The organism is Streptomyces sp. Qhu_M48 (genome assembly GCF_051305195.1).
Lineage (GTDB): Bacteria > Actinomycetota > Actinomycetes > Streptomycetales > Streptomycetaceae > Streptomyces.
On the sequence record NZ_CP195432.1, the window covers coordinates 7,073,286 to 7,085,699 of the forward strand.

Below are 12,414 nucleotides of genomic sequence, written 5' to 3' on the forward strand. Positions count from 1 at the left end.
CCACGAGGTGGGGTGTCAGCCGGCCAGGATGGCGCGCGCCAGCTTGGCCGTCTCGGTCGGCGTCTTGCCGACCTTGACGCCCGCGGCCTCAAGGGCCTCCTTCTTCGCCTGGGCGGTGCCGGAGGAACCGGAGACGATGGCGCCGGCGTGGCCCATGGTCTTGCCCTCGGGCGCGGTGAAGCCCGCGACGTAGCCGACGACCGGCTTGGTGACGTTGGCCTTGATGAAGTCGGCCGCACGCTCCTCGGCGTCGCCACCGATCTCACCGATCATGACGATCAGGTCGGTGTCGGGGTCCGCCTCGAACGCCGCGAGGGCGTCGATGTGCGTGGTGCCGATGACCGGGTCGCCACCGATGCCGACGGCGGACGAGAAGCCGATGTCACGGAGCTCGTACATCATCTGGTACGTCAGCGTGCCGGACTTCGAGACCAGGCCGATGCGGCCCGGCTTCGTGATGTCGCCCGGGATGATGCCGGCGTTGGACTGGCCCGGCGTGATGAGACCGGGGCAGTTCGGGCCGATGATCCGGGTCTTGTTGCCCTTCGCCTGCGCGTACGCCCAGAAGGCGGCGGAGTCGTGGACGGCGATGCCCTCGGTGATGACGACGGCCAGCGGGATCTCGGCGTCGATCGCCTCGACCACGGCGGCCTTCGCGAAGGCCGGCGGCACGAAGAGGACCGAGACGTCGGCGCCGGTCTCCTTCATCGCCTCGGCGACGGAGCCGAAGACCGGGACCTCGGTGCCGTCGAAGTCGACGGTCGTGCCGGCCTTGCGCGGGTTCACGCCACCGACGATGTTGGTGCCGTCACCCAGCATGAGCTTGGTGTGCTTCATGCCCGTGGCACCGGTCATGCCCTGGACGATGACCTTGCTGTCCTTGGTCAGGAAGATAGCCATGGTGTTCTGACCTCGTCCCTTACTTCGCAGCCGCGAGCTCGGCGGCCTTGTCGGCCGCGCCGTCCATGGTGTCCACGCGCTGCACGAGCGGGTGGTTCGCGTCCGACAGGATCTTGCGACCCAGCTCCGCGTTGTTGCCGTCGAGGCGCACGACCAGCGGCTTGGTGACCTCTTCGCCCTTCGAGGCGAGGAGCTCCAGGGCCTGGACGATGCCGTTGGCGACCTCGTCACAGGCGGTGATGCCACCGAAGACGTTGACGAACACGGACTTGACGTCCGGGTCGCCCAGGATGATCTCCAGGCCGTTCGCCATGACCTCGGCGGAGGCGCCGCCACCGATGTCGAGGAAGTTGGCCGGCTTCACGCCGCCGTGGTTCTCACCGGCGTACGCGACGACGTCCAGGGTCGACATGACCAGACCGGCACCGTTACCGATGATGCCGACCTCGCCCTCGAGCTTGACGTAGTTGAGGTTCTTGGCCTTGGCGGCAGCCTCGAGCGGGTTGGCTGCGGCCTTGTCCTCGAGAGCCTCGTGGTCGGGCTGACGGAAGTCGGCGTTCTCGTCGAGAGACACCTTGCCGTCGAGGGCCAGGATGCGGCCGTCCTTGGTCTTCACCAGCGGGTTGACCTCGACGAGGAGCGCGTCCTCGGCGACGAAGGTCTTCCACAGGGTCACCAGGGCCTCGGCGACACCCTCGGCCACGTCGGCCGGGAACTTCGCCAGGGCCACGATCTCGCGGGCCTTCTCGATGCCCACGCCGTCGACGGCGTTGACCGGGACCTTCGCGAGGGCCTCGGGGGTCTTCTCCGCGACCTCCTCGATGTCCATGCCGCCCTGCACCGAGGCCATGGCCAGGAAGGTGCGGTTGGTGCGGTCGAGGAGGTACGAGACGTAGTACTCCGCCTCGATCTCCGGGGACAGCTCGGCGATCATCACCTTGTGGACCGTGTGGCCCTTGATGTCCATCCCGAGGATGTCCGTCGCGCGGGCGACGGCCTCGTCCGCGTCGCCGGCCAGCTTGACGCCGCCGGCCTTGCCACGGCCACCGACCTTCACCTGGGCCTTGACGACGGACTTGCCGCCGAGGCGCTCGGTCGCGGCGCGCGCGGCCTCAGGCGTGTCGATGACTTCACCGGCCAGCACCGGTACTCCGTGCTTGGCGAAGAGATCCCTCGCCTGGTACTCGAACAGGTCCACGCGCGTCCGTCCCTTTTCTGATGATCGCGGTTCGTTGTCTGCGTGGGCGTGCCGCGAAGGGCAACGTGACTGCTCTGTCACAAGGGAGGCGTACACGGAGACCGTGACGCGGCATGTCCGTCTCGCAGGTTATCGCCGAGGGACGTGGGTCCCTAAATCGCAGATCACAACGGAGCGGTGATACAGGTCACAGATCGTAGGGGCGAGGAGGCCGTCCGTAGGGGTGTGGGGGTGGGGGCGTGCGGCGTTCACGACAGGCGGGGCTTGGCCTCCCGCCTCCTCACGGCGCGCTGGACGCGCAGGTGAGGGGCGCTCGGACACGTGTGTGACATGGAACTCAGTCGGCCCCGGACACCCGTGAGAGTGGCCCCGCGACGACGGATTCCGTACCTGCGGGCGGGCCGTCGGTCGGGGCCGGGCCGTCGGGCGGGCGGCCAGATGGGGCGGTGGGGGCGGTGTGGGGCGTCAGGTGGGGCGGGGTCGGGCCGTGGGGCGGGTCGGGCCGTCGGGCGGGGTCGGGCCGTGGGGCGGGTCGGGCCGTCGGGCGGGGTCGGGCCGTCGGGAGGGGCGGCCGGTCGCGGTCACTCCGCGGGTATCGGCAGGGGGCGCTTCTCCAGGGCGGCCGCCATGACCTCCGGAAACAGGTCGGGCGTGCAGGCGAAGGCCGGCGCGCCGAGCGCGGCGAGCGCTGCCGCGTGGTCACGGTCGTAGGCCGGCGTGCCCTCGTCGGAGAGGGCCAGGAGCGCCACGAACTGGACGCCGGAGGCCTTCATCGCCGCGACCCGCTTCAGCATCTCGTCGCGGATGCCCCCCTCGTACAGGTCGCTGACGAGCACGACGACGGTGTCCGCGGGCCGGGTGATCCTCGCCTGGCAGTACGCGAGGGCGCGGTTGATGTCGGTGCCGCCGCCGAGCTGGGTGCCGAAGAGGACGTCGACGGGGTCGTCGATCCGGTCGGTCAGATCCACGACGGCGGTGTCGAAGACGACGAGCCGGGTGGCGATCGACCGCATGGAGGCGAGCACCGCGCCGAACACGGAGGCGTATACGACGGACGCGGCCATGGAGCCGGACTGGTCGACGCAGAGCACCACCTCCTTCCGTACCGCCCGCGAGGCTCGCCCGTGGCCGATCAGCCGCTCGGGGACGACCGTGCGGTGCTCGGGCAGGTAGTTCTTGAGGTTGGCGCGGATCGTGCGGTCCCAGTCGATGTCCCGGTGGCGGGGCCTGCTGATCCGGGCGGAGCGGTCGAGCGCGCCGGTGAGGGTGGCGCGGGTGCGGGTGGCGAGGCGCTTCTCCAGGTCGTCGACGACCTTGCGCACCACGGCCCGCGCGGTCTCCCTGGTCGTCTCGGGCATCGCCTTGTGGAGGGAGAGCAGGGTGCCGACGAGATGCACGTCGGCCTCGACGGCCTCCAGCATCTCCGGCTCCAGGAGGAGCGTGGCGAGACCGAGGCGGTCGATCGCGTCGCGCTGCATGACCTGGACGACGGAGCTGGGGAAGTACGTGCGGATGTCGCCGAGCCAACGGGCGACGGAGGGCGCCGAGGCGCCGAGCCCGGCCGAGCGGTCCCGGCCGGTGCGGTCGCCGTCCCGGCCCGAGCCGCCGTAGAGCGCGGTGAGGGCCCCGTCCATGCCGGCGTCGGTGCCGGTGAGCACACGGCCGGTGCCGTCGGCCTCCCCGCCGCCCAGGACGAGCCGCCACCGCCGCATCCGCTCGTCACCACGCGCACGGGAGCCGGTGTCGGCGGTGGCGCGGACGCTCGCTCGGGCGGTCGCGCGGGGGCTCGCTCGGGCGGTCGCGCGGGGGCTCCGGTCGGTGAGGGTGTCGGTGCTCGTACCAGCGCTCCTGTCCGTGCTCGGGTCGGCGGTGGCTCGGGCGCTCGCTCCGGCGGTCGCTCGGGGGCTCGGGTCAGCACTCGCGCGGGTGCTCGCGTCGGTGGTCACGCGGGTGCTCCGTGCGGCGGCGCTCGTGTCCGTGGTCATGCCGTGGCCTCCGTGCCGAGGACGATGTGGAGGAGCGGAAGCACGGCGTCCGCCCGCTCCCGGTCGAGCGTGGCGGCGAAGCCGGGGACGCCCGCGGAGGAGTCCGGGGGGCCGCCCGCCCCGGGCCCTCGGGCGAGCAGCTCGCCCAGGGTGCGGCGTACGCCCGGCTCGTAACCGGAGAAGGTGCGGCGCAGCAGCGGCAGGACATCGCTGAACGCCTCGGCCGGAACGCTGGTGAGCCAGCCGTCGACCAGGCCGAGGAGCCGCTCGTCGTGGACCAGGAGCAGTCCGCCACCGGAGGCCCCGCCGACGAAGCCGTCGATCCAGGCGGCGGCGTCGGGCGGCGGGGTGCCCGGCGAGAGCGCGCGGCTCATGAGGAGGGCGGCCTCGTCGTCGGGGATCCGGCCCTCGTCCAGGAGGAGCCGGGCGGCCCGGCCCCTGAGGACGCCCGGTATCCGGTCGCGGTCGGCGAGCCGGCGCAGGACGCCCGCCCAGCGCTCGGTCGGCCCGGCGGCTCCGGGCAGCAGGCCGATCGCCCGGTGCACCTCGTCGATCCGCTCGCGCATGGCGGCGGCCGCCTCGGTGGCGAGGCCGGCGCAGGCGGGCGGCAGGCCGACGCAGATCCGTTCGGCGAGGCCCGCGGCGACCTCGGCGAGCGCCGCCGTGTCGGTGCCGCGGACGTCGCCGTAACGCAGGGAGCGGGCGAGGGCCGGAAGGGCCTGGGCGAGGTGGCCGACGTCGGTGTCGAGCGCGGCGCGGTCGGCGAGCGCCCGCATCACGACGGGGAGCGCCTCGCCGAGCCCGGCGAGGAGGCACTGCTCGGCGAGCGTGGTGATGTCGGCGAGGGCCGTGGCCCCCAGCGCCCGGGAGCGGGCCTTGGCGGTGGCGGCGGCCTCGACGGTGGTGCCCCAGACACCGGCCTCGGCCACCTGGACGTGCAGCTCGGGCTCCCAGCGCAGCCGCCAGGTCTCGCGGAAGGTGCCGGTGCCGGCGCGGCCGGCGGCCGGTTCGCCCCAGTGGACGCCGAGGAGCCGCAGCCGGTGCAGGAGCCGGCTGCGCTCACCGTCCGTCTCCTTGCGGAGGTCGAGTTCGAGAACGCGCTCCGTGGCCTCGGGTTTGAGGCGGAGGGTGCGCCGGCGGCGGCTCAGATCGCGTTGGAGGGGTACGGCGGGGGCGTCGGCCGGCACCTCGCCGAGCACGTCGCCGACGACGAGCCGGTCGCGGACGAGGTCGAGCGGCACGTCGGAGCCCTCGCAGAGGACGGCGCGGACGGCGTCGGTCGTCTCGTCGAGGCCGGGGAGCGGCCTGCCGCGCAGGGCGGCCAGGGTCTCGGCGAGCCGCACGGCCTCGATGACGTGGGCGGGGGAGACGAGGTGGTCCTCCGCCCTGAGGAGTCCGGCGACCTTGGTCATCCAGCGCTCGACGGGCCGGTCGGGGGCGGCGAAGAGGTGTCCGTACCAGCCGGGCGCGTCGATTCCGGCCCCGTATCCCGAGCGGCGGGCGAGCCTGCGGTGGGTCCACGGGACCCAGGTCATCTCGGTCTTCACCTTGGGCAGGCCCTTGAGGAGGGCCCGGTCGGCGGCGACGGTCGTCTTCCGGGTGAGGGCGGGGACGTGCCAGGCGCCGCAGACGACGGCGACGGCGTCGCCGAACTCCTTGCGGGCGGCGCGCAGCCGGAGCCGCATGTACGCCTCGCGGACGAGGTCGCGGGGGTGGCCGCCGTGCCCGTACGCCTCGCGGAGGGCGCCCATGGCCTCGGCGAGGGCCTCGAAGGGGGCGGTGGGGTCGCCGTCACCGCGCAGTTCGACGGCGTCCTCCCACCAGCGCTCGGCGTCGTCGTAACCGGCGGCCCTGGCGAGTTCGGCGACCGGGTCGATCCGGAGCCCGTCCCCGGGGGCCGCTTCCTCTCCGTCGTCCCAGGTGGGGTCGGAGGCGGCGAGGGTGTGGGCGGCGGGCAGGTCGACGAACCGGACGGCGGCGCCCCGGTCGAGGGCCCAGCGGATCGCGACCCACTCGGGCGAGAACTCCGCCATCGGCCAGAACGCGGCCCGCCCGGGGTCGTCCACGGCATGGGCGAGCAGCGCGACCGGCGGCCGCATGTCGGGGTCCCCGGCGAGCGCCACGAGGGCGTCGGCCTCGGCGGGTCCTTCGACGAGGACGGCGGCGGGCCGCGCCGCTTCCAGCGCGGCCCGCACCCCGCGCGCCGACCCGGGCCCGTGGTGCCGCACCCCGAGCAGGAGCGGCCCGCCACCGGTACGCGGCGCACGCCCCGCCCCCGTGTGCGCGGCGGTGTGCCCGGCGGTGCGCGCTTCGGGGCGGGCGTCGGCGGGTGAGCCGGTCCGCGCGGCGGGGCTCGTGGACGCGGCGGTGGAAGGGGTGGAAGGGGACGGGCAGGGGGACATGGCCACGGGCGTGGGCGTCATGCACTCACCTCGCGGCAGGCGCGGTAGAAGTCCTTCCAGCCGTCTCTCTCCCTGACCACCGTCTCCAGGTACTCCTGCCAGACGACCCGGTCGGCCGCCGGGTCGCGGACGACCGCGCCGAGGATGCCCGCCGCGATGTCCCCGGGGCGCAGGACGCCGTCGCCGAAGTGGGCGGCGAGGGCGAGCCCGCCCGTGACGACGGAGATCGCCTCGGCCGTGGAGAGCGTCCCCGAGGGGGACTTGACCCTCGTCCGTCCGTCGGTGGTGACCCCGTCCCGCAGCTCGCGGAAGACGGTGACGACCCGCCGGATCTCGTCGGCCCCGTCCGGGACGGCCGGCAGTTCGAGGGAGCGTCCGAGCTGCTCGACGCGGCGGGTGACGATGTCCACCTCGGCCTCGGGGCTCGCGGGCAGGGGCAGGACCACCGTGTTGAAGCGGCGGCGCAGCGCGCTGGAGAGTTCGTTGACACCGCGGTCGCGGTCGTTGGCCGTGGCGATCAGGTTGAAGCCGGGGACGGCCTGCACCTCCTGGCCCAGCTCGGGGACGGGGAGGGTCTTCTCGGACAGGATCGTGATGAGCGTGTCCTGGACGTCGGCGGGGATGCGGGTGAGCTCCTCCACCCGGGCCGTCAGGCCCTGCGACATCGCCCGCATCACGGGGCTGGGCACGAGGGCGTCCCTGCTGGGGCCGTGTGCGAGGAGCCGGGCGTAGTTCCAGCCGTACCGGACGGCCTCCTCGGGGGTTCCCGCGGTGCCCTGGACGAGGAGGGTGGAGTCTCCGCTGACGGCGGCGGCGAGGTGCTCGGAGACCCAGGTCTTGGCGGTGCCGGGCACGCCGAGGAGCAGCAGCGCCCGGTCGGTGGCGAGGGTGGTGACGGCGACCTCCACGATGCGGCGCGGTCCCACGTACTTGGGGGTGATCACCGTCCCGTCGGGGAGGGTGCCGCCGAGGAGGTAGGTGGCGACGGCCCACGGCGAGAGGCGCCAGCGGGCGGGTCGGGGCCGGTCGTCGGCGGCGGCGAGCGCGGCGAGTTCGTCGGCGAAGGCGTGCTCCGCGTGCGGCCGCAGGACCTCGGTGGCGGCCTGCGGCCGCCCCGGTCCGGTGTCCGTCTCGACACCGGAGCCGGGCTGCGCGATGGTTTCGGGCACGGGCATGGATCCCCCTCCAGATCGTTCGACCTGCTGTGCGATCCACGGTGCACCATGCCACTGACAACCGGATGTCACCGCTGGTCAGGGCCGGTTGGAGACCTGAGGAGGGGTCAGCCCACCGGATGGGGCGAGGGCGGTCGGTCCTCGCCCCGGGGGATCGGAGGTCAGCCGACGACCGGGGAGACGGCGACGCAGCCGCCCGCCATCGCCTGCTCGGCCTTGGCCTCCTTGATGACCTTGCCCTGGTAGATGACCTTGCACGTGAGGTCGGCGGGGGTGAGGGAGACGGGCATGACGGCCGGCGGCATGATGCCCTTCAGCTTCACCGTCTTCTTCCACGGCGTGGCCGGCTTCTCCTCCGACTCGACCTTCGGCGCCATCGCGGTGCCGTCACCGGCGTGGTAGCCGATGGACTCGACTCCCGTGCCGGTGACTTCGTAGGTGACCTCGTAGGACTCGGTCACGGACTTGTCGACCTGGTCGACGGCCTTCTCGGCGGCCTCCGAGCAGGCGCCGAGGCCGAGCGCGAGGCCGGCGACGGCGAGGGCCGAGACGGCGGTGCGGACGGTGCGCTTCATGGGGTTCCCCCTGGACGCGTGATGCGGATCGATTGGTCCCGGCAGGCAATCGTAAAGAGATGGTAAAGTCAAATCTCCTCCGACCACCCGCACCCCCCAACTCCCCAGGCCAGGGGCGTTGTCAGTGGCGGCGTCTACCGTCGGTGACATGAATGCCATGGGGGTCCTCGGGACGGCTGAGCAGGTGCTGGCACTGGCTCCTGACGAGGCCTCACGCAGAGCGGGGAGCAGGCTCGGCGCCGCCGGGCCGTGGTCGGGCACGGGCCGCGGCGACGGAGCCGTCTGGGGGCTGTGCAAGGGCAGCGGCACCCGGCCGTACCGGACGGTCGTCGACACCACCGGTCCGGCGTACTCGTGCGACTGCCCCAGCCGGAAGTTCCCCTGCAAGCACGCGCTCGGCCTGCTGCTGCTCCAGGCTTCCGACGGAGCGGCGATCGAGGAGTCCGCCGTGCCCGACTGGGCCGGATCGTGGCTCACCGCGCGACGCGCTCGCGCCGGGAGTACGGCCCCGACGGCCGAGAGCGCCTCCGCCGGGAGCCCGGCGGACCCCGAGGCGGCGCGCCGCAGGGCCGAGCGGAGAGCCGCCCGGATCACCTCGGGCGCGGAGGAGCTGGAGCAGCGGCTCGCCGACCTGCTGCGCGGCGGCCTGGCGTCGGCCGAGCGGTCGGGATACGGGCTGTGGGAGGAGACGGCGGCCCGCATGGTCGACGCCCAGGCGCCGGGACTCGCGGGCCGGGTGCGGGAGTTGGGGGCGATACCGGGCTCGGGGCCCGGCTGGCCGGTGCGGCTCCTGGAGGAGTGCGCGCTCACCCACCTCCTCGACCGTGCCTGGCTCACCGCCGACCGGCTGCCCCTGCCCTTCGCCACGACCGTACGGAGCCGGGTCGGCCTCACCGTCCCGGTCGACGGCGTCCCGGTGCGCGACCACTGGCTCGTCCTCGCCCAGTACGACGCGGCCGACGCCCGGCTGACCACCCGGCGCATCTGGCTGCACGGCACGACGAGCGGGCGCACGGCGCTCGTGCTGTCCTACGGCGCGGCGGGGCGCGCTCCCCAACTGGCGCTCCCCGTCGGCGCGGTGCTCGACGGCGAGCTGACCCCGCACGCGGGCTCCGGCCGGCTGCGGGCCGAGCCGGGCGAGCGGTTCGTCCCGGTCGCCGGTCCCGCCGCCCCGCCACCGGGCGGACCGGTGGGCGCGGCCCTCGACGCGTACGGCCGGGCGCTCGGCGAGGATCCGTGGCTGGACTCCTGGCCCGTGACGCTGAGCGGCGTCGTCCCCACGCGCGCGGAGTACGGCTGGCAGCTCGCCGACGCGGACGGCCGGGAGGCCCTGCCGCTGACGCCCGCCGCCCAGTCGCGGCCCGGACTCTGGCGCCTCGTCGCCCTGTCCGGCGGGACGCCGGTGACGGTCTTCGGGGAGTGCGGGCACCGGGGCTTCACCCCGCTCGCCGCCTGGTCCCCGGAGACACCGGGAGAGACCGTCCCACTCGTATGACACCCGCCGACCGCCCACCGCCCGCCCGGAGGACCTCGATGGAGACGGACATGACGACGCCGACCGGCACCGCGCCGGCGACCGGCACCACGCTGAAGGCCGGCACCACGCTGAAGGCCGGCACCACGCTGAAGGCCGTCTCCGGGACGGCCGCCGAGGACGGCGCGGACGACCTCCGGGAGCACGACACCCGGGATGGCCACACCCGGGAGGACGCCGCCCGGGACAACGACAGCCGGGAGACACGCCTCTGGGAGGAGCTCGTCACCTCGGCGCTGCTCGGTACGGACCGGCGGACGCCCGCCGCTCTCGCCGGGACGCCCGGCGCGGACGTGCCGGGCGCCCTGCTCGACGCCGCCGCGCTGCACACCGTACGACGCAGGGCGGGGCTGCGGCCCGGCCCCGCCGCGCCGCCGCCGGAGCCCGCGCCCGAGGACCCGCGCACACCGCTGCCCGAGGCGGCGCGGCGGCGGCTCGACCAACTCCTCGCCGGCCGCGCAGCGCCCTCGCCCGCCGGGCGGCGCGGCGCCGCTCCCGACCTCGCCGAACTGCTCCCGCAGTGGCTGGCCCTGGCCAACCAGCACGGGTACAAGGCTCCGCCCGCCACCCTGCCCGCCCTCCTCGACGCCGCCCGGGCCCGCACCGATCTGCGGCCCCTGGCGCTTCGGCTGGCCGGCCCGCGCGGCCTGTGGCTGGCCCGGCTCAACCCCGAGTGGAGGTTCGCCCTCCGGGGTGCGGGCGCGGGCGCCTCCCTCCCGGCCCCCGGGGACCGGGAGGGTGTGCGGGCCCTGTGGGACGAGGGCCTGTTCGCCGAGCGGGTCGCCCTGCTCGCCGCCGTACGCGCGGAGGACCCGGCGGCCGGACTCGCCCTCCTCGCGTCGACCTGGTCCGTCGAGCGGGCGGAGGACCGGCTGATGTTCCTGGACTCGCTGCGCGGCGGACTCTCCGGCGCGGACGAGGAGTTCCTGGAGGCGGCCCTCGGCGACCGCAGCCGCAACGTCCGCGCCACCGCCGCCGAGCTGCTCTCCGCCCTGCCCGCCTCGGCGCTCGCGGGACGGATGGCAGGCCGGGCCGTCACCTGCGTCGGCCTCGACCGGACGGCGGAGTCGCCGACGATCGCCGTGGAGGCCCCGCACGAGTGCGACACGGCGATGCAGCGGGACGGCCTCTCGGCGACGCCGCCCGCGGGGCGGGGCGAGCGGTCCTGGTGGCTGGGCCAGCTCGTCGAGGCCGCACCGCTCTCCTGCTGGCCGCGCAGGTTCGGGGGGCGCGGCCCGGAGGAGATAGTGGCGCTGCCGGTCGCCGACGACTGGCAGGCCGAACTGCACGCGGCGTGGTGCCGCGCGGCCGTGCGGCAGCGGGACGCGGACTGGTCGCGCGCGCTGCTCGGCTCCCCCGCGACACCGCCGGCGACGGGCCCCGGCACGTCCTCGCTGGCCGAGCGGGCCCAGCTCCTGTCGACGCTCTCCCCGGAGGAACGGGCCCGCTGGGTCGCCTCGTTCATCGCCGCCCACGGTCTGTCGGAGGCCTTCCAGCTGCTCGGCGTCTGCGAGGTGCCGTGGGCGGAGCCGCTCGGCGGGGCGGTGATCGACGCCCTCGACATCGCGCGGGAGGCGGGCAGTTACCCCTGGAGCTTCAGCGGGGTGATGGGGCTCGCGGAGCGCTGTCTCGCCCCCGAGGCGGCGGCGCAGCTGGAATCGCTGACGGCCCGACCGGACGAGGCGGAGGACTCCTCCCCCGGCGCGGGCGGCTACTGGTCCGAGGCGTTCCAGCGCCTGGTCTCCACACTCCGCCTGCGGGCGGCACTACGGGCCGAACTCACGGACCCGGCGCCCCTGCCACTGCCATCGCCGTCGGCGCCGCCGCCGACACCCTGACCCACACCGTCCCTCTCACACCAGGGGCACCCCTGTCACCGCCGAGGCAGACAGCGCCCTCACGGCAGAAGGGCCCTCCCGTAGGGGAGGGCCCGAGAAGGAACGCGGAAGCGTGAGGCGCGGAACCGTCGGGAGGGGTTACGCCGCCGCGCGGACGTTCGCGTTCACCCAGTCGACGATGGACGTCGTCGTCGCGCCCGGCGTGAAGATCTCCGCCACGCCCTTCTCCTTCAGCGGCGCGATGTCCGCCTCCGGGATGATGCCGCCGCCGAAGACCTTGATGTCCTCCGCGTCGCGGTCCTTGAGCAGCTCCAGGACCTTCACGAACAGTGTGTTGTGCGCGCCCGAGAGGATCGAGAGGCCGATGGCGTCGGCGTCCTCCTGGATCGCCGTGTCGACGATCTGCTCGGGCGTCTGGTGGAGACCGGTGTAGATGACCTCCATACCGGCGTCGCGGAGTGCCCGCGCGATCACCTTGGCCCCGCGATCGTGGCCGTCGAGACCCGGCTTGGCAACCACCACGCGGATCGGACCGGTCACACCCATCACTGCCTCCACATGCGACCCCCGCGCCTGGCGGCCGGGGAGGTGAACGAACGTTATCGCCAGCATCCCGCAAGCGCCCGTTTCGCGGTGGCGACCATGGGGGAAATCACACGTGGGACATGTTCGCTCTGCGCCGTTCCCCGCTTTCGGGCCCTCCTCCTGGGCCCACCAGCCGCAAGCGGGGCCCGGCGCACAGGGAGCCGAGACGAGGTCGCCGTGTCTCCGCGCCGCCGTTCCGCGGCGCGGAGACACGGCGTACCG

At 74.3% G+C, this 12,414-nt stretch carries 9 protein-coding genes; 2 read left to right on the forward strand and 7 right to left on the reverse strand.

Features of this window, described 5'->3' with window-relative positions; all coding sequences use genetic code 11:
• Positions 1-15: 15 nt before the first annotated feature.
• The 6 genes from sucD to ACRRSS_RS31680 form a co-directional block, all read right to left on the reverse strand.
• Complete coding sequence (gene sucD, locus ACRRSS_RS31655; RefSeq protein WP_386471957.1) at positions 16-900, reverse strand: succinate--CoA ligase subunit alpha; 885 nt, start codon at positions 898-900, stop codon at positions 16-18.
• Positions 901-919: 19 nt separating this feature from the next.
• Positions 920-2,098, reverse strand: a complete 1,179-nt coding sequence (gene sucC, locus ACRRSS_RS31660) for an ADP-forming succinate--CoA ligase subunit beta (protein WP_435974466.1) — start codon at positions 2,096-2,098, stop codon at positions 920-922.
• A gap of 581 nt (positions 2,099-2,679) precedes the next feature.
• Entirely contained in the window at positions 2,680-3,810 is a 1,131-nt protein-coding gene (locus ACRRSS_RS31665; RefSeq protein WP_435975472.1) for a VWA domain-containing protein, read from the reverse strand.
• 269 nt (positions 3,811-4,079) lie between these two features.
• Complete coding sequence (locus ACRRSS_RS31670) at positions 4,080-6,506, reverse strand: DUF5682 family protein (protein WP_435974467.1); 2,427 nt, start codon at positions 6,504-6,506, stop codon at positions 4,080-4,082.
• The gene (locus ACRRSS_RS31675; protein WP_435974468.1) at positions 6,503-7,660 is read right to left on the reverse strand and encodes an ATP-binding protein; all 1,158 of its coding nucleotides are present in this window, start codon (positions 7,658-7,660) and stop codon (positions 6,503-6,505) included. Before ACRRSS_RS31675 ends, ACRRSS_RS31670 begins: the two co-directional genes overlap by 4 nt.
• Before the next feature lie 161 nt (positions 7,661-7,821).
• A complete protein-coding gene (locus tag ACRRSS_RS31680) occupies positions 7,822-8,235 on the reverse strand; it encodes a hypothetical protein (RefSeq protein WP_435974469.1) in 414 nt (137 codons plus the stop codon).
• A gap of 148 nt (positions 8,236-8,383) precedes the next feature.
• Between ACRRSS_RS31680 and ACRRSS_RS31685 the strand changes: the two genes are divergently transcribed.
• Both ACRRSS_RS31685 and ACRRSS_RS31690 read left to right on the forward strand, forming a co-directional pair.
• Complete coding sequence (locus ACRRSS_RS31685; RefSeq protein ID WP_435974470.1) at positions 8,384-9,730, forward strand: SWIM zinc finger family protein; 1,347 nt, start codon at positions 8,384-8,386, stop codon at positions 9,728-9,730.
• 50 nt (positions 9,731-9,780) lie between these two features.
• The gene (locus ACRRSS_RS31690; protein WP_435974471.1) at positions 9,781-11,607 is read left to right on the forward strand and encodes a DUF5691 domain-containing protein; all 1,827 of its coding nucleotides are present in this window, start codon (positions 9,781-9,783) and stop codon (positions 11,605-11,607) included.
• Between the two features lie 138 nt (positions 11,608-11,745).
• Here the strand turns inward: ACRRSS_RS31690 and ACRRSS_RS31695 are convergent, their stop codons facing one another.
• Positions 11,746-12,153 carry a cobalamin B12-binding domain-containing protein gene (locus ACRRSS_RS31695; protein ID WP_435974472.1) on the reverse strand — a complete coding sequence of 136 codons (408 nt, stop codon included), beginning with the start codon at positions 12,151-12,153 and terminating at the stop codon, positions 11,746-11,748.
• Positions 12,154-12,414: the final 261 nt, after the last annotated feature.